Genomic DNA, 21,062 nt, shown 5'->3' with positions numbered 1-21,062 from the left:
CACCTATTTATCTTCCAGTACGGTAACTCCCGGAAGTTTCTTTCCTTCCATAAATTCTAATGAAGCTCCGCCACCCGTAGAGATATGGGACATCTTCTCTGCGACTCCTGCTTTCTCCACTGCAGCAACGGAATCACCGCCGCCAATAATGGTGGTTCCTTGTACATTCACCATCGCTTGGGCAATCGCCTCCGTACCCTTCATGAACGCCTCCATCTCGAATACGCCCATCGGCCCGTTCCAAACCACCGTCTTGGAATCGGCAACCACCTTCTGGTAGCGTTCTGCCGTCTCAGGTCCGATATCCAACGCTTGCCATCCTTCTGGAATCGCACTGACCGATACGGCTTGGGTGTTAGCATCGTTCGAGAACCGATCCGCGACAATACAATCGGTCGGAATGTAGAATTGAACGCCTTTTTCCTTTGCCTTTTGGATAAAGGAAGCAGCCAATTCTACCTTATCCTCTTCAAGTAGAGAAGCCCCAACGTCAAATCCTTGTGCCTTTATGAAGGTATTCGCTAACCCTCCACCAAGAATTAGGTTGTCCACTTTATCCAGCAGACTTTCAATTACGCCAATTTTATCCTTCACCTTCGCGCCGCCGATAATCGCGGTAAAAGGACGCTCCGGGTTGGAGAGGGCACCACCAAGAAATTCTAGTTCCTTTTCCATTAAAAATCCGGAAACGGCAGGTATGTAATGTCCAATACCTTCTGTAGAAGCGTGCGCACGGTGTGCCGCTCCGAACGCGTCATTCACGAATAAATCAGCAATCTCCGCAAACTGCTTCGCTAACTCGGGGTCATTCTTCTCTTCCCCTGACATAAAACGTACATTCTCTAACAAGAGGACGTCCCCATTTTGCATGGCTGTGACTTGAGATGCGACCGCCTCTCCCACCACTTCCTCCGTCTTGCTTACTGGACTTCCCAACAATTCAGATAGTCTCTGTGCTACAGCTGTCAGTCTCATTTCTTCAACGACTGTTCCCTTAGGTCGGCCCAAGTGACTAGCAAGAATAACCTTAGCACCTTGGTCCTTTAGGTATTGAATCGTGGGTACCGCGGCACGAATTCGAGTATCATCCGTGATAGTCCCCTCGCTCATTGGTACATTAAAATCCACACGACAAAAAACTCTCTTTCCCGCCACATCCACATCTCGAATTGTCTTTTTCTGCATGCTAGGGCCTCCTTTATCTTTCCTGAGGTCAATATATACCGAAAAGGGAGAAATCTAAATTCATTCTCCCTTTCTTAAACACGTTTATAATTTTACTTTTACAAACCCTTTTTGGCAATATAATCCGCTAAATCTACTACACGACAAGAATAACCCCATTCATTATCGTACCAAGAGACAACCTTGACCATGTTCCCCTCTAGTACCATAGTGGACAAAGCATCAATGCTAGAGGAATGTGGATCCCCGTTGTAATCAACGGAAACAAGTGGTTCCTCAGAGTAAGCCATGATACCCTTCAATCGGCCTTCCGCCGCTTCCTTCAAGGCGCCATTGACTTCTTCTAAGGTGACGTCCTGCTCTAGTTCAAGAACAAGATCTACGACGGATACGTTCGGAGTGGGAACCCTCATGGCAAAACCGTTCAATTTCCCTTTCAGTTCTGGAAGAACTAATCCTACTGCTTTCGCCGCTCCGGTAGATGTAGGAATAATGCTTTCTGCGGCAGCACGCGCACGGCGGAGGTCCTTATGTGGAAGATCTAAGATCTGTTGGTCATTCGTATACGAGTGCACGGTCGTCATAAGTCCACGACGAATACCGAATTTATCATTGATGACTTTAGCAAAAGGAGCTAAGCAGTTCGTTGTACAAGAGGCATTGGAAATCACATGATGGTTTGCAGCATCGTATTTCTCCTCATTAACACCCAAAACTATGGTAATATCTTCATTGGATCCAGGAGCCGAGATAATGACCTTCTTGGCACCGGCCTCCATATGCTTCGCTGCGTCCTCACGCTTCGTAAAACGACCCGTCGACTCCACGACAATATCCACTCCAAGCTCTCCCCATGGAAGACCGGCTGGATCACGCTCTGCTAAAACCTTAATTTCCTTGCCATTTACAGATATATAGCCATTCCCTGCTTTTACATCTGCATCCAGTCGGCCGTGAATACTGTCATACTTGAGCAGGTGAGCCAATGTACTTGCATCCGTTAAATCGTTAACGGCAACGATTTCTACTTCAGGATGATTCAGAGCTGCACGAAATACGTTTCTTCCGATCCTACCGAATCCGTTAATTCCTACCTTAACCATAAGTCATTCCTCCTCTGGATATACCAGCTATATGTGATGAATGTCATTCGTCTTTTTTTGTATGCTTTATCTTGTTTAGTATGATTCAGGAGCGTATCAAATATTTAAGGGACATAAATTGTCCACATGTATATAATTACGTCCCACTCATCCTTATTTTCGCACGACATTTTCCAATTGTCAACTCCATAACAAGAAAAAAATCCCAAGAAAAGAAGGATTCTTCTTATCTTGGGATCGCTATTATTTTTCTTTTTCCATTCTCAAATCCAGCTCTCTTCGCAGCCAAAGTTCCGCCATCTTAGATACGAAAACCTCTTCACCGTTAATATGAACAACGGGTATCGTCCATTTATACAATTCATAAATTTCTTCATCCGTAGTTATGTCAAACATCTGCAACTCAATCGGATAATCTTCAGCTACCCGTTGCACGCGTTCCTTCACATCGTCACAGAGACAGCAGCCGTCCCGGGTAAAGATCGTAATTTGAAAAGGCGACATTTCTTTAATACCTCTTTCTTTTAGCTGACGATAGAATGCCTAATTCTTCTCTGTACTTGGCTACCGTCCTACGGGATATCTCAATACCAGTTTCATTAAGCAATTCACAAAGCTTCTGATCAGACAGAGGCTTCTTGCGGTCTTCCTGATCGATGAATTGTTTGAGCTTCGCTTTTACACTTTCCGAAGAGGTGGCATCCCCACTCGCCGTGGTGAGTCCAGAGGAGAAGAAATACTTCAGTTCAAAGACTCCTCTCGGAGTTTGTACATACTTATTATTCGTTGCACGACTAATCGTTGATTCATGAAGGTCAACAATATCGGCAATTTCTTTTAAATTCATCGGCTTTAGATAAGCAATCCCCTTTTCGAAAAACTCTCTCTGCTCTTTCACAATCGCTTCTGTTACTTTATAAATGGTCATCCTACGTTGTTCAATACTCTTAATGAGCCAGAGGGCTGAGTTCATCTTATCATGGATATATTTCTTGGCGTTCTCATCTTGCTTCAACAATCTCTCGTAGTGACTGCTGATGCTTAAGCGTGGAGAGGTTGAATCGTTCACAAGGATAATGTATTCATCTTCTACTTTCTCGACTGTTACATCTGGAATAATATATCGGGGCTCATCACGATAATAATCCGAACCAGGTCTAGGGTTGAGCGAGCGAATGAAGTCAGCTGCGACCTGAATATCTTGGGGCGTAACCTGTAAGTCCCCAGCAATCTTACTAATTCGTCCATCCGCCAAGTCTGTTAGATATTTCTCCACGATTGCAAAAGCAAGAGAATCCTTTTCCCCTGCATACTCTAGTTGAATAATGAGACATTCTTTGAGATCTCTCGCCCCAACGCCTCTGGGCTCTAAACTCTGTACAATCCAGAGTGCTTGCTCGACTTCTTCGAGATCTACATTTAACGTTTGAGCAACCTGTTCGAGAGCTAGCTCTAGATACCCCTTCTCATCTAAGTTGCCAATGATATATTTAGAAACTTCTCTAATTATCTCCGGTAATTCCTTAATATAAGATAGCTGTTCAGATAGATGCCTCTCTAAAGAGTGATCATTGCGAACGACCCAATCCAATGGATTGTATTCGTTTTCATGCGAACGTACATTGCTCCCCACATAGTCCCCCTGGGACGATGCACGAATGTATTCCGACCAGTCCACATCTCCTGTTCCATCGTTGGTATTCTTGGTCTCTGTCTGCCTGTTTATTTCCATATCTAATGGTTCAATAACTGGATTCTCGCTAAGTTGTTGATTAATGTAATCCAGTAAATCTAATGCGGAAAATTGAAGAATCGTGATCGCCTGACGCAGTTCTGGCGTCATCACTAATTTCATTGATTGCTCTTGATAGAGCCCGTACCCCATCTGCATCGTTATCACCCCTTAGTCTGTGTGTTATATCCGTTACTTTTATTTAGAACTATATATTCGTTATGATAAGCTAAATCCCTGCTTATTTCATTGGTATTTTTTAAGGTACTGCAGGCTTCAAAAAAGAAATCCCCCTTACATGCTACGTAAGCGGGCTTGTTTATTTGCCAATAATTAATACTCCCTTGGAACTAATTGGTCCCCTGACACCGTACTTGAACAGTTTGGACAGACATATTGTGAAAAATAGTCCCCAAACCCTTTTACAATTGACTCAATCTCTCTTACTCCAACTTTATACCGACTCGCGGTGGAAGTATCCCAAGACCCGGACGTAGAAGTGATATAGCACTTAGGACAGCTAAACCGATGAATCCCATCCCTCATCACGTTACTCCCCCTTCTTCTCTTTTCTACTAGACTACTAGAAAACTTGGCTTACGCCAAGTGAAAAAAAGCGGAAACAAGTTTTCCTCGTCCTGTCCAGATGATATACATAGTTATGATCCTGACGGGGCTAGAAAACCTGGCTGACGCCAAGTGCAATAAGATTCGTTATGTCAAAAATACGAGAAATTTGTTGAATTTTTTTAATTGAAAACGCTTACCTAATTCGGTATACTAAATTTAACCCTGATACCATTGTTCAGGTTTCTCTCCACTCCTATCTTTATTGAACCACCGAATAATCGGTGGATTTTTTTTTATCACACACAAGGCCTTCAAGGTATAAAAGGGAGTCAAAACGGTCGAAGATAGAATGAGGCACATAAATCGTTTTTGACCATTATTGACCTTTCTTTAGGTTTGATGTACTATGAAAGAGTAAAGCAGATTTATCCAGTTGAGAGGAGGAAATCCCATGTTAGTCCCTACCGTCATAGAACAAACCAATCGCGGGGAAAGAGCTTATGATATCTACTCCCGTTTGCTGAAGGACCGGATCATTTTTTTGGGAACACCTATTAACGACCAAATTGCAAACAGCGTTGTCGCTCAGTTGCTATTTCTAGCGGCCGAAGATCCAGAGAAGGATATTAGTATTTACATAAACAGCCCTGGTGGTTCCATTACTGCTGGTATGGCTATTTATGATACCATGCAGTTCATTAAGCCAGATGTATCTACCATCTGCATCGGCATGGCAGCCAGCATGGGTGCGTTCCTATTATGTGCTGGTGCGCAGGGTAAGCGTTTTGCCCTCCCTAACAGTGAAGTTATGATTCACCAACCTCTAGGTGGTGCTCAAGGACAAGCCAGCGACATTGAGATTAGTGCGAAGCGTATTCTACGTATGCGTGATCATCTTAACTCGATTATGGCTGAGAGAACAGGCCAACCTAAAGAAAGACTAGAACGTGACACCGATCGAGATAATTTCATGAGTGCCGTCGAAGCAAAGGAATACGGACTTATCGATGACGTTATCCAAAGAATTGATCAGAAGAAATAAGAGGGTCCCTGCGGGCCCTTTTTTATGTTTTTGTTACAAAATTAAAAAATCCGCCTACCCTATGATCAGATAAGCGGACCACTACTCTATGCTTCTGCTTTTTCAACGAGAACCTTCAAGTTTGAAACCGCTTCCTCAGCGTCTGAACCTTCTGCGGAAATCGTAATTTCAGTGCCGTTGCTTACAGCTAAACTCATAATCCCCATGATGCTCTTTGCATTGACCTTCTTGTTGTCTTTTTCAACAAAAATCTCTGCAGAATAACGATTCGCTTCCTGTACAAAGAAAGCAGCTGGACGAGCTTGCAATCCCGTCTTTAAATTTACAGTAGCTTGTTGACGAACCAACTCGATTGCCCCCCTTATCTTGCCTCGAACTTTTTAGTAATACAACCATTATATCATAAATGTTAGCTTTCTTTACGCTGAAGTTTTTCTGCCATTTCGTTAAGTTTTCGTAAACGATGATTAATGCCGGATTTACTCACTTTTCCACTGGGGAGCATCTCCCCTAATTCAGCAAGATTAAGATCAGGGTACTTCAGTCGCAATTCAGCTACTTCCCGCAACTTATCTGGAAGCTGATCTAACCCTAGGTCCCGCTCGATGAGCTTGATGTTCTCAATCTGTTTAATCGCAGCACTGACCGTCTTGTTCAGATTGGCGGTTTCACAATTCACCAATCGGTTTACGGAATTTCGCATATCTTTTACAATACGGATATCTTCGAAGTAGAGCAAAGCCTGATGGGCTCCGATGAGACTCAGGAATTCCGTAATCTTCTCTACTTCCTTAATATACATAACATAACCCTTTTTTCTCTCAATGCAGCGAGAATTCATCTGGAACTTGTTAGCAAGACTGCTTAAGTCCTTGCAGTGCTCTTGATACAGCGAAAAAATTTCTAAGTGGTAACTGTTGGATTCAGGGTGATTGACCGAACCCCCCGCTAAAAAAGCTCCTCGCAAATAAGCTCGCTTACAGCAAGATTTCTTCACGGTTTCCTTAGGAATACCTTGAGAAAAAGTTCCCATACTATATATCTGCAATGATTCAAGAATTTGTCTTGCGTGTTGAGGAAGTCTTACAATATAAACATTATTCTTCTTTAAACGCATCTTCTTCTGGACAAGCAATTCTGCATGGGCACTGAAGTGTTCTTTTACTAAAAGGTAGATCCTTCGAGCAATCGCCGCGTTTTCTGTCACTACATCCAAAATAAATCGATTGTTTCCGAATTGAATACTTCCATTCATTCGAATTAATGCCGCTAGTTCGGCTTTGGCACAGCAAGCCTGAGCTTCTAGCTGCGTTAACTCTTTCTTGGTTAAAGCTGCAAAAGACAATCCATCCACCTCACTTCTGCTCCATGAGCGTGGCTATGATTTCGGCCAACTTATGTGCATCATGGCGCAAGTAGGTCTCATACATCACGAAGTTATCTTCGATGATCTGAAATCCAAATTTGAGTAAGCGCTCCCGATCGTACTGAACAGGCGTCGCTCCCTTTTCCCGGTATCTCTCTAGGATAGCCTCGGGAATTGCTGCATTGTTTACTAATATGGTATCGAATAAATCCGCTCCCACGTGATTATATAAGGCATTGGCATGATCAGAAGCGGTATAAAAGTCCGTTTCTCCAGGCTGAGTCATCACATTGCAAATATAAGCTTTCCTCGCTTTGGACTCTTTTATCGCTTTCGATATTCCGGGAACCAACAAATTAGGTAGGATGCTCGTATATAAGCTACCTGGCCCGAGCAGGATCAGATCAGCTTCCTGAATCGCTTGAATCGCGTCATCTAATGGCTGTACATCCTTCGGTTCTAAAAATACTCGCCTAATTTTTTTCCCCATTTTCGGGATTTGGGATTCTCCAGACACAATGGTACCGTCTTCCATCTCTGCCTTTAGAACGATGGCTTGATTAGCAGAGGGCAAAACTTGCCCACGAACCGCTAGAACCCGACTGATTTCCTTCACGGCTGTTACAAAATCACCCGTAATCTCCTTCATCGCTGCAATAAACAAATTTCCTAAGCTATGCCCAGCTAACCCCCCTCCACTAACGAAGCGGTACTGGAATAGGTTGGCCAACAAAGGCTCTGTATCGGCTAAGGCAACGATAACATTACGAATGTCCCCTGGGGGGGGCATGGACATTTCTTCACGAAGACGACCCGAGCTACCTCCATCATCAGCAACGGTAACAATCGCACTTAAATCGAACGGCTTTTCCTTTAAGCCTCTGAGTAGAACCGATAGTCCAGTTCCGCCACCAATCACGACGACCTTGCGCTGGGGCATCTCTTCTTCCGCTCGCCATTCCTCCATGCCTTCACCTCACTTCCGGTCACGATCAATATCTCGATGGCTCACACGAGTCAAATATTCATCCTTAAATTTCTGTCCCAAATACTCCGCAATGGATACCGAGCGATGTTTTCCTCCGGTGCAACCAATACCAATCACGAGCTGTGCCTTACCTTCCTTCTGATAATGAGGAAGCGTATACCCAATAAAGTCGATCAAGCGCTTTACAAAATCAACAGACTCATCCCATTGGAAAACATAGCCGGATACCTCTTGATCCAATCCTGTTTTCGGACGCAGTTCCTCAATATAATGTGGGTTCGGTAAGAAGCGAACATCAAAGACTAAATCCGCATCGATAGGAATCCCATACTTAAATCCAAAAGAAGTAATATTGACCGTCATCTGGGACTGCATTGTAGAAAAGTAGTTGGAGATCTTCTCTTTCAATTGAACCGGCTTCAATTGACTGGAATCCAAGATGAGGTTGGCACGACCCTTAATCTCCTCTAACATTCTTCGCTCTGCAAAGATCCCTTCCATAGGGAGCCCCTCAGGTGCTAAAGGATGGCGTCGGCGCGTTTCCTTGTATCGTTGTACCAGTACTTGATCAGATGAATCAAGGAACAGTATCTGGTAATGAATATGTTCCATCTCATCAAGCCTAATTAGGGCATCCGATAATGTGTCAAAAAACTCTCGCCCTCTCAGATCTATAACAAGGGCAACTTTCTTTATCCGACCGCCCGATTGTTCAATAAGCTCAGCAAACTTCGGAATGAGCAAGGGTGGTAGATTATCGACGCAAAAAAAGCCTAAGTCCTCCAAGCTTTGGACAGCGACTGTTTTCCCCGCTCCGGACATTCCCGTAATAATCAATAAATTAATTTGCTTCTCGGACATAGATCTCACCCCTTCTCCCTAGAATACCACCAAACCGGTTGATCAACAATTTATTTTACACTAAAGTGCGAATTAGTGCCTAGGAAAGTTTATCCCAACACCAAAAAGACAAAAAAGTAGCGTGATTCCAAGAATCACGCCGTCTGAATATATTATAAGGGGGTCAATTTGATAATTTTATTATATGCGATTCATGTTTCAGGAGTGTTACAAAAGTATTAAACTTTAGTTAAGACTGCTGTGCCTGCTCTTCTTTCAACTGTTCTTCCAAGTTTTCTACGAAGTGTTGAGCACTTAAGGCAGCCACGCCTCCATCTCCTGTCGCGGTGACCACTTGACGAAGCATCTTTTCCCGGACATCCCCAGCAGCGAAGATCCCTGGTACGCTTGTTTTCATCTTTTCATCCGTCAGGACGTAGCCCGATTCATTCGTGATCCCAAGACCTTGAACCTCTTTAGACAATGGATCCATTCCTACATAGATGAAGACCCCATCACATTTAAACTCTCTTTGTTCCCCTGTATTGGCATCTTCCAAAAGAACGCTCTTCACCACGTTCTCCCCTTTAACTTCCTTTACATGAGTATTCCAAATCACTTCAATCTTTGGATTTTCAAAGGCACGCTTTTGAAGAATCTTCTGAGCACGGAATTGATCTCTACGATGAATAATCGTCACCTTCGTAGCAAAGCGAGTTAAGAATACCGCTTCTTCCACCGCAGAATCCCCTCCCCCAACGACAACCAATTCCTTGCCTCGGAAGAAAGCCCCATCACAAACCGCACAATAGGAAACTCCGCGACCAGCGAATTCCTTTTCACCCGGAACTCCCAACTCACGGTGCTCCGCGCCGGTCGCTACGATAATCGATTTCGCCAAGTACTCCTTATTGCCTGCACGAACCTTCTTATAAGGGAATCCGTCTTCAACGACCGTAATGTCCCCGTATGCATATTCAGCACCGAATTTCTTCGCATGCTCAAACATCTTCGTGGAAAGGTCAGGCCCAAGAATATGATCATACCCTGGGTAGTTCTCAATCTCTTCTGTATTCGCCATCTGCCCGCCAGGAATCCCTCTCTCTAACATTAAAGTAGACATATTGGCTCTTGACGTATAAACCGCCGCCGTCATCCCAGCTGGACCTGCACCCGCAATAATTACATCATAAATTTTTTGTTCTGACATACCGATTCCCTCTCTTTCCTATCTGGAAAAATTATTTATATAGTAAGTATACTACATATTTAAAATTATTACAAATAAGATTATGTAGCTGACATAGGAAAAGGAACCCTATGTACTTAGGTTCCTTCCTTTGGATAATTCCTTTTCCATTGTTTCTATGTGCTTCTTGACTGTTTTTGGCGCTGCCTCATAATAGGAAGCCACCTCTTCCAAGCTTCCACCTGCAACCATCCACTCCAAGGCCGCTGCCCAAGCCTCAGGCTTACGAATGACAGGAATATCTGGGTACGCCATATGGATATATTGAGACCAAAGTTCGCCTGCTTTGTGTTGCTGTTGTTCATCTAGTTCTGTTCTCAAAGACTCCAACACTCGGTGCCAAGTCTTCTTCCAAGGGACCTTCGTTTCGGAAGAATATCCGAGTGTCTTCAAGACAAATTGAGCAATCCTCTTCAATTCCTCGTCCTGGTCCGCCTGCTGCACGAACTCAAGCAAGGCTTCAATTACTTCCTGATCTCCCAGCCATTCGAAAGCTTGCAAGACTTGCAACTTGGTTTCTCGATCGCCATGGCGTAAAGCCCATAAAAAGGAGGAACGGATAAAAGGATCATTCTCCACCTCTTCCTGCAAGGAAGGTTCAGGGACATGAGTATTGGTCTTCTTTTTCTTCTTCGCATAGGTAGGAAGATGATAATAGTAAGGGATATCCTTCGGAAGTTTCTCTCCCTTCTTCAATCGCTCAAGATAATAGGGAGCAATAGGGGAGCCTGGGTCTTCCAGCTGTACCATCTTCCAGTACTTCTCTGCTTCCTTCAGGTGACCTGTGTTATAGGCCGAAACGGCGCAGTAATGGAAAAGGTGAAAATCAAGCTGACCCGCATAGCCGGCCATTTTCCTAAACAGCTGGTATGCCGTCTGATGTTCTCCCATAACCCCTAGAGTGATACCCAGCTTATAAGCCTGATCATATTGAAGAGGAATCAGCTTCTTCAAATTACTTAATAACTTTCCTAATGACTCATGCTCCTGCTGCTGATAATAAAGAATCGCTAAATTGCACAGCGCATGAATATTATGTGGTTCTTGTTCAAGTACCAGGTGTATCGTATCTCGAGCCTTCTCGAATTCCCCTTTATAGTAGTAGCAAAGGGAAAGATTATTGCTTGCCGCCAGAAAATCCGGATACTCTGAGGTGAGCTTAATTAGGAGCTTCTCAGCTTGCTGAAAGCTTCCTTCTTCCATCAAAATACGGGCCTTCTCATGTAGAGAGGTTTTCTCATCTTGAAGAGACGGATCCACCTCATCAGGCAGGGGCTGTGGATGCTCTAACTCCTCACCCAGATACTCAAGCAACTCCTCTGCGTCCTGAACATATCGTCCTGTAGGATCCTTTCGCAAGTAGATTAAGGCATGTTCCTCTGCCTTCTCTAGCAGATCTAGATATACATAATTGCAAGCAAGGTAATAGTGACATTCCACCGCATTCTCATCCATCTTCTGAAGAACATGTTGAAGAACTTCATTCGATTCCTGGTACTTGCCTAAATGGCCAAGCACTCCTGCCATATTACAGAATAGGAGAGCATTATGAGGCTCCATCTCCACGGCTTTCTTATAATAGTAGAGAGCTTTAGCATAGTTATATCGATCCAGCGACTTATTGGCACGCTCTATATAAAAGTCAGCAGTAATCGTCATCGGAATAACATTCTTAGGCTTTAAAGGCATACAGACTCCTCACTCCATCGTTATGCTACCAGTATACCACATCTCATCAGGGTAAGGAGGAATGGGAAAATAAGAAAAAAAGTTTTGGCCGCTTACATGGCGACCAAAACTCTTAGAAGTTGGTTATTTTTTATGACGACGAGATAATTCCTGAAGGACCTCATCAAGAGGCAAACGTTGCTCTCTTAAGAGGACAAGCAGGTGATAAAGAAGATCGCTGGCCTCGTAACGCAGTTCTTCTGGGTCACGATTTTTTGCTGCGATAATCACTTCACTGGCTTCTTCCCCTACCTTTTTGAGGATCTTATCTACACCTTTTTCGAATAAATAGGTCGTGTATGCCCCTTCTGGTCTCTCGGCATCTCGCTTCGCGATCAAACTCTCGAGATCAGATAGAATGGCAAATCGATTTTCCATTGAGGTATCTTGTCCGTAGATTGTATCAAAGCAGGTATACGTATCCCGATGGCAAGCAGGTCCTGCTGGCTGGACTTTAATGAGCAGCGTATCGCCGTCGCAGTCAAGCGATATACTGACGACCTTCTGTGTGTTTCCAGAGGTAGCCCCTTTATGCCAAAGCTCCTCACGAGAGCGGCTCCAGAAGACCGTTTCCCCCTTATCCAGGGTCTGTTGCAAAGATTCCCGGCTCATGTAAGCCATCATGAGCACTTCCTTGCTCGCAGCATCCTGGACAATAGCTGGAACAAGTCCTTTTTCATCAAATTTAATATTCTCCCAAGCGATCATAGACGAACTTCCACTCCTTTTTCCTGCAGATGCGCTTTGACTTCTCCGATGGATACTTCCTTGTAGTGGAAAATCGATGCGGCTAATCCCGCGTCTGCTTTTCCTTCTGTGAACGCTTCGAGGAAGTGCTCCGGATTGCCGGCACCTCCAGAAGCAATAACCGGAATGCCCACCGCCTCCGAGATCGCTCTCGTCAGTTCAATATCAAATCCATCCTTATGTCCGTCCGTGTTCATACTCGTAAGAAGGATTTCTCCAGCACCGAGCTGTTCCGCCTCTCGAGCCCATTCTACAGCATCTCTTCCTGTTTCCTTGCGGCCGCCATGAGTAAAAACCTCCCAGCCTTGACCGTCCGCTTTGCGCTTCGCATCAATCGCTACCACGATGCACTGTGAGCCGAACACCTCGGCTCCTTCACGGATCAGCTCTGGACGCAGGACGGCCGATGTATTCATCGACACTTTATCCGCACCCGCTCGAAGAACGCGGCGCATATCGTCGACACTATTAATTCCGCCTCCGACCGTAAAAGGAATGGTGACCTTTCCAGCCGTTTCCCGAATGACTTCCACCATCGTTTGGCGGCCTTCATGAGAGGCCGAGATATCTAAAAAGACAAGCTCATCGGCTCCCTCTTGACTATAAAGCTCAGCCAACTCCACCGGGTCACCAGCATCCCTAAGGTTCACGAAGCTGACCCCTTTGACCACGCGCCCATCCTTCACATCTAGGCACGGGATGATTCGTTTCGTAAGCAAATTATTTCACCTCTACTTCCTTTACCGCATCCGTTAAGTTCACCCGATCTGTATAAAGAGCCTTTCCGACAATCGCGCCGCAAACCCCATCCTGTGCATACTGTGCAAGGTTGTGCAAGTCCTTCATCACGCTGACGCCTCCGGAAGCAATCACTTGCACCTCAGCCGCACGCGCAAGCCCAACAATCTCCGCAATGTTTGGTCCCTGGAGCGTTCCATCGCGAGCAATGTCCGTATAAATGAAAACTTCGGCTCCTTTTTTCGCCAGCTCCTGGGCAAGTTCTTCCGCTTTTACTTCGGAAGTTTCTAACCAACCATGGGTAGCAACATATCCATTACGAGCATCAATCCCGATAGCAATCCGCTTCCCTCCGTATCGCGCAAGCGCCTCTTCAACAAAAGGACGATTCTGGATCGCAGAGGTTCCGAGGATGACTCGACTTACGCCTCCCTCCAGGTATCTCTCCACTTGCTCGATCTCACGAATGCCCCCACCCACTTGCACAGGAACTTGAAGGGACTTCGCAATCTCAAGGATAATCTCATCATTAACAGGAGCTCCTGCCTTTGCTCCATCCAAGTCAACCAAGTGTACCCAAGAAGCGCCTTGCTCTTCCCACTTTTTAGCCATCTCTACAGGAGAATCGCCGTAGACCGTTTCTTGGTTGTAATCTCCTTGTACCAGACGAACACATTTTCCTCCACGAATATCAATCGCTGGATAAATTAAAAACTCAGCCATGCTTCACGCCCTCCTTCACTAGCTTCGCAAAGTTGTCTAATAATTTCATACCCACATCTCCGCTTTTCTCCGGGTGAAATTGGGTCGCAAAAACATTTCCTCGTCCAATAATGGCCGGTACTTCCTGGAAGTAGTCCGCTGTCGCAATAAGAGTCTCCCTCTCCGTTGTTTCCGGTTGAAGGAAATAGGAGTGGACAAAGTAGGCATACCCTTCCTCAACTCCCTGAAGCAACGGGCTTTCAGGTTGCAAGAACTTCAATCGATTCCAGCCCATATGAGGGATCTTATAGTCTCCTTGAAAACGACGAACCGCCCCCTTGAAGATGGATAATCCTTCATGCTGGCCATGCTCTTCACTTTGGCTAAAAAGCAGCTGCATCCCAAGACAGATCCCAAAAAGCGGCTTACCCGAATCCGCAAATTCACGGATGGCTTCTACGAAGCCTTGGTCCCTTAGGTTGCGCATCGCATCTCCAAAAGCACCCACGCCTGGAAGAATTGCGCCATCTGCTTTTAGAAGCTGGTCTGGTGTTTCAACGATTTCGTATTCATAGCCCAAGCGCTCTAAAGCCTTACTCACGCTATGCAAGTTCCCCATTCCATAATCAATGATCGCAATCATGTTTATAACATCCCCTTTGTTGACGGAACCCCTTTGACTCGCGGATCAATGGAGGTGGCTTCATCCAATGCACGGGCAAGAGCCTTGAAAATCGCTTCAATCATATGATGCGTATTCATGCCATAGTGCAGGATGATATGCAAGTTCATTCTCGCTTCTAAAGCAAGCTTCCACATGAACTCATGAACCAACTCTGTCGGGAATTGTCCTACTTGTGGGCTTGGGTATTGAGCACGGTATTCTAGATGAGGTCGGTTGCTTAGGTCAATGACCACTTGAGCAAGCGTTTCGTCCATCGGTACAAAAGAGTTCCCATAGCGCTTAATTCCCTTTTTATCTCCAAGAGCTTCCCTCAGCACTTGTCCAAGGCAAATCGCAATATCCTCCACCGTGTGATGGTAGTCGATATCAATATCTCCAACGGCCTTGACCGTCAAATTGAATTGGCCATGCTTCGTAAACAAATCTAGCATATGGTTAAGAAAAGGGACACCCGTATCAATTTCGGCTTTTCCTTCTCCGTCTATTTCAAAACTTAGTTCAATGTCCGTTTCGTTTGTCTTACGGTGGATTTGACTGCTGCGCATGATGACTTGTTAACCCCTTTCTTTTTTCAAACGGAATTCAATCGCTCTAGCATGAGCGGTTAATCCTTCGGATTCAGCCAATGCCATAATCTTTTGGCCGTTCTTGAGTAGGTCAGTTTTGCTATAGGAAATGAGGCTCGATTTCTTAATAAAATCATCTACATTAAGTGGGGATGAGAATCTCGCTGTCCCATTCGTCGGCAAAACATGATTCGGACCCGCAAAATAATCACCAACAGGCTCAGAACTGTATTCCCCTAAGAAGATGGCGCCTGCGTTTTCAATTTGTCCAACATAGTTAAAAGGTTCTTCAATCATCAGTTCTAAGTGCTCTGGTGCTAGTTGGTTGACGATTTCGATCCCTTGCTCTAGATCTCTTACGACACAAATCGCTCCGTAATCACGGATCGAGGCTTCGGCAATTTCCCGACGCAGGAGCTCAGCTACTTGACTTTCAATCTCTTCTTGCACTTGCTTGGCTAGTGTTTCACTTGTCGTAACCAGCACGGCGGAAGCCATTGGATCATGCTCCGCTTGAGAGAGAAGATCAGCCGCGATATAAGTAGGGTTGGCTTTCTCGTCAGCTAATACGACGATTTCGCTCGGTCCCGCCACCATATCGATATCCACCAATCCAAACACTTCTCTTTTTGCTAGAGCCACATAGATATTTCCCGGACCCACAATTTTATCGACAGGTTTGATCGTATCTGTTCCATAGGTCAAAGCGGCTACCGCTTGAGCACCGCCTACTTTATAAATTTCGGTCACGCCAGCCACTTTTGCGGCAGCTAACACGCCTGGATCAATCTTTCCCTGTTGATCGGGTGGAGTCACCATCACGATTTCTGCCACTCCAGCCACCTTCGCCGGCATCGCGTTCATGAGTACGGAGGATGGATAGGCCGCTCTGCCTCCTGGTACGTAAATTCCCACACGCTTAAGCGGTCGGATAATCTGTCCCAGCAAAGTTCCAGTTGGAGAAGTCTGCATCCAGGACTGACGCGCTTGTTTTTCGTGAAAAATTCGAATATTATCTGCAGCTTCTCTTAAGGCTTCCACAATCTCAGTTGATGTTTCCTCCAGAGCTGCTTCGATTTCTTCATTCGTTACTTTCCATTCTTCTAAGTGAACCTTATCGAACATCTCTGTAAAGCGGCGAACAGCCGTATCGCCTTCCTTCTTTACAGCAGCTAGGATCTGAAGCACGGCTTGGCGCTGCTCATCCGTTCCCGTTTCCACATCCCGTTTCGTTGAAAAGTTGTTCACATCCACGATCTTGATCATGATTCTTCCCCTCTCGGAATAACGGATGCAAATTTATCTACGATATAATCGATTTCTTCATTTTTCATTCGGTAGCTCACTCGGTTGGCAATCAGGCGTGTGGTGATCGGCATGATTTCTTCCAACTCTACTAGCCCGTTCTCCTTCAACGTGCGACCGGTAGAAACAATGTCTACGATACGATCCGCAAGTCCAATCAGCGGTGCCAGCTCGATCGATCCATTCAACTTAATGACCTCGACTTGAGCTCCCTTTTCTCGGAAGTAACGTGAGGCGACCTTCGGATACTTCGTCGCTACACGAGGCGCTTCTGTCGGCTTCCAATCAGGAAGTCCCGCTACAGAGAGGCGACAATGGCTAATTTGTAAATCTAGAAGCTCATACACATCTCGGTCCTCTTCAAGCAGAACGTCCTTACCCACGACTCCAATATCAGCCACCCCGTACTCAACATACGTCGGTACATCCGTTGGCTTGGCGAGGATGAAATCCATGTTCACCTCATCAACCGGAATTATCAGCTTGCGCGAATCTTCAAACTCTGGAGGAATAGAAAGGCCAGCTTTACGAAGCAGTTCTACCGCTTCTTCAAAAATTCGCCCTTTAGGCATCGCCACCGTTAGTCTAGACATACCCATTTCCTCCTCTCATGTCAAGGACAGCATCAAACTTCGTAGTAGGCTGCTGGGTTCCCGTTACGACGATCGCGTCCTGACGAAGCTCATTCGCTTTCTGAATCGCTTCCGTACGACTGTCTTGGTCAAACAAGATATAGATCTTTCGTTGCTCTTCTGGCGGCTGAAGCTCAGACGTCTGAAGAAGTCGATCCATCTTGATCGCAAATCCTGTAGACGGATTGTCCACCCCAAAACGAGAAAGCAATTGATCGTATCGTCCGCCTCCACACACCGGCCAACCCTGTCCCGCTGCATATCCTTCAAACAGAATACCTGTATAGTAGTTAATATTGTTTAATAAGTTCAGATCGAAAATGATATAATCCGTTACTTCATAAGCTTGTAAAGCGACCCACAGCTCTTGAAGATTACGAACGGCTTTACGAGCTCGTCCGTTAATCGTAAGAGCTTCTGCTTCTGCTAGCTTCTCCACTCCTCCGCGAAGCTTCAGAATCCCATGCAAGCGAGACTTCTGGTCTGCCGGGATATCGAGCGCTTCAACGTCTTGGCGAAAACCGACATAATCGGAGTTATGCAGGCGTTCTTTTAACTTTTCCCTTTGCTCTACCCCAGGAACAGTCTCTTCGAGTAGGCCTTCCATGAAGTTCACATGTCCAATGGCAATCTTGAATTGGCTTAGCCCCGCTGCTTGTAGGGAGGCAACCGCAAGGGCAATCACTTCCGCATCCGCTTCTACCGTAGCGTCACCAATCAGCTCGACTCCACTCTGGATAAATTCCGCATTGCGGCCCGCTTCGTTCTGTTGGGCGCGGAAGACACTTGTATTGTACATGAGTCGCAGCGGACGTGGCTCGTCCTTTAGTAAAGAGGAAGCTACGCGTGCGATCGGTGCTGTTACATCCGGACGAAGGACAAGGGTGCGTCCTTGACGATCTAATAGTTTAAAGAGCTTACTGTCGAGAGTTGCACTGGCATCCCCAACCGTATCATAATATTCTAACGTAGGAGTCAGGATCTCCTGGTACCCCCACCGTTTCATGCATGTATTCAACTTTTCTTCTACGAAACGCTGCTTCGCAAGCATTTCCGGCAAATAGTCTCGCATACCTAACGGTTTCTCAAAACCGAGCGGCTTGGTCATGATGGAGTCACCTCAATTTTTCCGATTCGCTTTAGTCTGCTAATAAGATAAAGCGTATTTGTTGTTTGAATTCTATCATAGACAATTGAAAAGCGTCAACCATTTCCTAACATTATAGCATGTAGATGATTTACTGATAAAGGAAAACCGGGAAGAGTGTGGGGGAAGGCTTGTTGGGGGCGTTGGCTGAGGGATCCGGATCTCCTGCTCCAACCAACTTAGGCTTGGAACTTAAGCAGAGAAATTCCGGCTATTTTTGAAAAACCGGGGTTTTGAGATGATATAACGGAAAAATTTCCGCCTAAACCCCCAAAACCCGAGCAAAATCAAGCGTTTGAAGCTAATAACGGAACTTTATCCGCTTATTCCCGCCCTTTTTCACCCGAATCTCAAAATACCGGAAAATACTCTGGTTATACATCTACATCTCAGCACGTCCTCTCGACTGCACAGCCAACCCAACCCCACAAAAAAAGGACAGAGGCCGCAACTCCCTCTATCCTTCAATAAAATTGTACACATACCCTCGATGGATGATTTCGGATAATACTAAGGATCCCGGTACATGCAGGTACCAAACATAAAACGCCCGCAGCTTCGGAACAGGAATCCAGTCTTCTCCCTTCAGCTTGTTCAAGCCGACGCGGACAGAAAACATGATCCAGTAGACCGTCCAATTAATAAACGGGAGGTAGAGCAGAGCGAACCATAGGAAGTTCACCGAATCCAGTCCCAAATAAAATCGCAACACCGTGCACGGGATGAGCACGATCCATAATCGTTGGAACTTCATGATTCTCCACCTTGACCCTGGCGGATGATCTTCGCCGGGTTTCCTCCGACGAAGGCACCAGGAGGAACATCCCGATGAACCAGAGAGGCGGCACATACAATCGCGCCATCTCCTATGATCACACCGGGTAGGATCGTACTGTTCGCTCCAATCATCACGTTCGATCCGATCACCACGTCCCCTAGCCGATATTCATCAATTAAGTATTCATGTGCCAGGATCGTTGTGTTATATCCGATGATCGTGTTCGATCCGATCTTGATTCTCTCCGGGTAAAGAATATCAGGTACGACCATGAAGGCCATGGCCGAATGCTCGCCGATTTCCATACCGAGAACTTTACGAAACAAAGTATTTTTCCATGAGGGAAAAGGAATGTATCGACCCATGACGATCACTAGCGTATTGCGAAAAGCTCGCCAAAAGGGAATCGTGCGATACACTTGCCAAAGAGAGTTCGGCCCTTCGACCGGATAACGCTCGGTTCGACGCATGCTTTACTTCTCCCCTTTGACGATGGCGACCAAGTCCCTCATATCTTGTAAGATATACTCCGGGTTGAACTGCTGCAGAAACTCAGCCCCCTTGAGGCTCCAAGCTACTCCAGCGGAGTGTACACCCGCGTTATGGCCTGCTTGAATGTCAAACTGGGTGTCACCGACCATCAACGTAGTTTCCGGGTTCGCCCCCAGATTTTCTAAGGCTTTTAAAACGGGATCTGGACTCGGCTTGTGACGCTCCGTATCCTGGAAGGTCACAAAGGTACTCATATAAGGAGTTACTCCACAAACGTCAGCCCCCATTACTGCCGTTATCCGTTGCTTCGTCGTGACGACTCCCATGGTAACGCCCAGCTGCTTCAGCTCTTCCAATGTCTCGCGAACATGAGGGAATTCTCTTACCCATTCATCATGAATGGTCTCATTATGCTCGCGGTAAGCCACCACTAGCTCATCACGCAGCTCTACTCCCCCAAACAGTTCCATCTGCTCATGAAGGGTCTTTCCCATATGGGGAATCACGTTTTCACGGTTATATTGACCAGGAAAGTAATTTTCCAATACGTGAAGGAAAGAAACGAGAATAAGTTCATTCGTATCAATTAAGGTTCCATCTAAATCCAATAGAACGGTGTCATATTTAAGCAAGTTGCATCACTCTCCATATTTTACCTTAGCATATCCTAGCTTTCTTCTGACTACCCACAGCACTAAGGCCAAAACAATCAACACAATACTGATCACTTGGGCGATTCGAAGTGTTTCTGTTAGCATTAAGCTATCCGTTCTCATTCCCTCGATAAAGAATCGACCTAAGGAATACCACATGATGTACGTGAGGAACAGCTCACCTCGGCGAAGCGGAAGCTTGCGACGAATAACCAATAATAGCACTAAGCCCGCGAGGTTCCACAAGGATTCATAGAGAAACGTCGGGTGATAATAGGTGCCGTTGATGTACATTTGATTGATAATGAACTCCGGCAGATTTAACGATTCTAGAAATTCTCGAGTCGTTGGTCCGCCATGTGCTTCTTGATTCATAAAATTTCCCCAGCGTCCGATCGCTTGACCCACAATGATACCTGGGGCGCAGATATCCGCAAGTCTCCAGAAGCTAATCTTCTTAAATCGGGCAAAGAACACTCCGGTTAAAATGGCCCCAATTAGAGCCCCATGTATAGCTAGGCCACCCTTCCAAACCGCCAAAATATCGCCTGGATGATCCCGGTAATAGTCCCACTCGAATGTTACATAATATAAACGAGCAAACAAAATGGAAATCGGAACGCCATACATAACTAAATCGAGGAACAGGTCAGGATCGAGTCCTAGCCTTTTCCCTTCTCGTCTTGCTAAGAGCAGGCCCACTAAAGCCCCTGTTCCCAAAATCAGTCCATACCAATGGACCGCTATAGGCCCCAGCTGAATCGCAACGGGGTCAAGCCGCGTAATGTCCGCCATATGTCATTCTCACCTTCTT

The 21,062-nt window shown here is 45.7% G+C and carries 24 protein-coding genes; 1 reads left to right on the top strand and 23 read right to left on the bottom strand.

Annotated elements, in window-relative coordinates; translation table 11 throughout:
- Positions 1-3: 3 nt before the first annotated feature.
- The 5 genes from EIZ39_RS22060 to EIZ39_RS22040 form a co-directional block, all read right to left on the bottom strand.
- Positions 4-1,185 carry a phosphoglycerate kinase gene (locus EIZ39_RS22060; protein WP_129202962.1) on the bottom strand — a complete coding sequence of 394 codons (1,182 nt, stop codon included), beginning with the start codon at positions 1,183-1,185 and terminating at the stop codon, positions 4-6.
- Between the two features lie 98 nt (positions 1,186-1,283).
- Positions 1,284-2,288, bottom strand: coding sequence for a type I glyceraldehyde-3-phosphate dehydrogenase (gap, locus tag EIZ39_RS22055; RefSeq protein WP_129202960.1), 1,005 nt, complete (start codon positions 2,286-2,288; stop codon positions 1,284-1,286).
- A gap of 243 nt (positions 2,289-2,531) precedes the next feature.
- The gene (locus tag EIZ39_RS22050; protein ID WP_129202958.1) at positions 2,532-2,792 is read right to left on the bottom strand and encodes a glutaredoxin family protein; all 261 of its coding nucleotides are present in this window, start codon (positions 2,790-2,792) and stop codon (positions 2,532-2,534) included.
- Between the two features lie 4 nt (positions 2,793-2,796).
- Complete coding sequence (rpoN, locus tag EIZ39_RS22045; protein WP_129202956.1) at positions 2,797-4,179, bottom strand: RNA polymerase factor sigma-54; 1,383 nt, start codon at positions 4,177-4,179, stop codon at positions 2,797-2,799.
- Positions 4,180-4,353: 174 nt separating this feature from the next.
- The gene (locus tag EIZ39_RS22040) at positions 4,354-4,566 is read right to left on the bottom strand and encodes a hypothetical protein (RefSeq protein WP_129202954.1); all 213 of its coding nucleotides are present in this window, start codon (positions 4,564-4,566) and stop codon (positions 4,354-4,356) included.
- Between the two features lie 475 nt (positions 4,567-5,041).
- On the opposite strand from EIZ39_RS22040, the gene clpP reads away from it, so the two are divergent.
- A complete protein-coding gene (clpP, locus tag EIZ39_RS22035) occupies positions 5,042-5,632 on the top strand; it encodes an ATP-dependent Clp endopeptidase proteolytic subunit ClpP (protein WP_129202952.1) in 591 nt (196 codons plus the stop codon).
- 86 nt (positions 5,633-5,718) lie between these two features.
- On the opposite strand, the gene EIZ39_RS22030 is transcribed toward clpP, so the two are convergent.
- From EIZ39_RS22030 to lgt, 18 genes are all read right to left on the bottom strand, one after another.
- Positions 5,719-5,979, bottom strand: coding sequence for an HPr family phosphocarrier protein (locus tag EIZ39_RS22030; protein WP_129202950.1), 261 nt, complete (start codon positions 5,977-5,979; stop codon positions 5,719-5,721).
- Between the two features lie 62 nt (positions 5,980-6,041).
- Complete coding sequence (gene whiA, locus EIZ39_RS22025; RefSeq protein ID WP_129202948.1) at positions 6,042-6,977, bottom strand: DNA-binding protein WhiA; 936 nt, start codon at positions 6,975-6,977, stop codon at positions 6,042-6,044.
- Positions 6,978-6,987: 10 nt separating this feature from the next.
- The gene (locus EIZ39_RS22020; protein ID WP_129202946.1) at positions 6,988-7,965 is read right to left on the bottom strand and encodes a gluconeogenesis factor YvcK family protein; all 978 of its coding nucleotides are present in this window, start codon (positions 7,963-7,965) and stop codon (positions 6,988-6,990) included.
- Between the two features lie 9 nt (positions 7,966-7,974).
- Complete coding sequence (gene rapZ / locus EIZ39_RS22015; RefSeq protein WP_129202944.1) at positions 7,975-8,847, bottom strand: RNase adapter RapZ; 873 nt, start codon at positions 8,845-8,847, stop codon at positions 7,975-7,977.
- A gap of 229 nt (positions 8,848-9,076) precedes the next feature.
- Positions 9,077-10,036, bottom strand: coding sequence for a thioredoxin-disulfide reductase (trxB, locus tag EIZ39_RS22010; RefSeq protein WP_129202942.1), 960 nt, complete (start codon positions 10,034-10,036; stop codon positions 9,077-9,079).
- 108 nt (positions 10,037-10,144) lie between these two features.
- Positions 10,145-11,764, bottom strand: a complete 1,620-nt coding sequence (locus EIZ39_RS22005) for a tetratricopeptide repeat protein (protein ID WP_129202940.1) — start codon at positions 11,762-11,764, stop codon at positions 10,145-10,147.
- A gap of 123 nt (positions 11,765-11,887) precedes the next feature.
- Positions 11,888-12,511 carry a bifunctional phosphoribosyl-AMP cyclohydrolase/phosphoribosyl-ATP diphosphatase HisIE gene (hisIE, locus tag EIZ39_RS22000; protein ID WP_129202938.1) on the bottom strand — a complete coding sequence of 208 codons (624 nt, stop codon included), beginning with the start codon at positions 12,509-12,511 and terminating at the stop codon, positions 11,888-11,890.
- Positions 12,508-13,269 carry an imidazole glycerol phosphate synthase subunit HisF gene (hisF, locus tag EIZ39_RS21995; RefSeq protein ID WP_129202936.1) on the bottom strand — a complete coding sequence of 254 codons (762 nt, stop codon included), beginning with the start codon at positions 13,267-13,269 and terminating at the stop codon, positions 12,508-12,510. Before hisF ends, hisIE begins: the two co-directional genes overlap by 4 nt.
- 1 nt (position 13,270) lies before the next feature.
- Complete coding sequence (gene hisA, locus EIZ39_RS21990) at positions 13,271-14,011, bottom strand: 1-(5-phosphoribosyl)-5-[(5-phosphoribosylamino)methylideneamino]imidazole-4-carboxamide isomerase (RefSeq protein WP_129202934.1); 741 nt, start codon at positions 14,009-14,011, stop codon at positions 13,271-13,273.
- Positions 14,004-14,633, bottom strand: a complete 630-nt coding sequence (gene hisH / locus EIZ39_RS21985) for an imidazole glycerol phosphate synthase subunit HisH (protein WP_129202932.1) — start codon at positions 14,631-14,633, stop codon at positions 14,004-14,006. Before hisH ends, hisA begins: the two co-directional genes overlap by 8 nt.
- Before the next feature lie 2 nt (positions 14,634-14,635).
- Positions 14,636-15,220 (bottom strand): imidazoleglycerol-phosphate dehydratase HisB, encoded by a 585-nt coding sequence (hisB, locus tag EIZ39_RS21980; protein ID WP_483296064.1) that lies wholly within the window; start codon positions 15,218-15,220, stop codon positions 14,636-14,638.
- Between the two features lie 9 nt (positions 15,221-15,229).
- On the bottom strand, positions 15,230-16,504 hold the full coding sequence (hisD, locus tag EIZ39_RS21975) for a histidinol dehydrogenase (protein WP_129202994.1): 1,275 nt from the start codon (positions 16,502-16,504) through the stop codon (positions 15,230-15,232).
- The gene (hisG, locus tag EIZ39_RS21970) at positions 16,504-17,139 is read right to left on the bottom strand and encodes an ATP phosphoribosyltransferase (protein ID WP_129202927.1); all 636 of its coding nucleotides are present in this window, start codon (positions 17,137-17,139) and stop codon (positions 16,504-16,506) included. The genes hisD and hisG overlap by 1 nt, the downstream gene beginning before the upstream one ends.
- Positions 17,132-18,286 carry an ATP phosphoribosyltransferase regulatory subunit gene (locus EIZ39_RS21965; protein ID WP_129202925.1) on the bottom strand — a complete coding sequence of 385 codons (1,155 nt, stop codon included), beginning with the start codon at positions 18,284-18,286 and terminating at the stop codon, positions 17,132-17,134. The genes hisG and EIZ39_RS21965 overlap by 8 nt, the downstream gene beginning before the upstream one ends.
- 496 nt (positions 18,287-18,782) lie before the next feature.
- A complete protein-coding gene (locus EIZ39_RS21960) occupies positions 18,783-19,079 on the bottom strand; it encodes a hypothetical protein (protein ID WP_129202922.1) in 297 nt (98 codons plus the stop codon).
- Positions 19,076-19,573 carry an acyltransferase gene (locus EIZ39_RS21955; protein WP_129202920.1) on the bottom strand — a complete coding sequence of 166 codons (498 nt, stop codon included), beginning with the start codon at positions 19,571-19,573 and terminating at the stop codon, positions 19,076-19,078. Before EIZ39_RS21955 ends, EIZ39_RS21960 begins: the two co-directional genes overlap by 4 nt.
- A 3-nt stretch (positions 19,574-19,576) precedes the next feature.
- The gene (gene ppaX, locus EIZ39_RS21950; protein WP_129202918.1) at positions 19,577-20,227 is read right to left on the bottom strand and encodes a pyrophosphatase PpaX; all 651 of its coding nucleotides are present in this window, start codon (positions 20,225-20,227) and stop codon (positions 19,577-19,579) included.
- 6 nt (positions 20,228-20,233) lie between these two features.
- Positions 20,234-21,043 (bottom strand): prolipoprotein diacylglyceryl transferase, encoded by an 810-nt coding sequence (gene lgt, locus EIZ39_RS21945; RefSeq protein ID WP_129202916.1) that lies wholly within the window; start codon positions 21,041-21,043, stop codon positions 20,234-20,236.
- Positions 21,044-21,062 lie beyond the last annotated feature (19 nt).

Source organism: Ammoniphilus sp. CFH 90114 (assembly GCF_004123195.1).
In the GTDB taxonomy this organism is placed as follows: Bacteria; Bacillota; Bacilli; order Aneurinibacillales; family RAOX-1; genus YIM-78166.
This window is presented reverse-complemented; position numbering and strand designations above follow the sequence as displayed.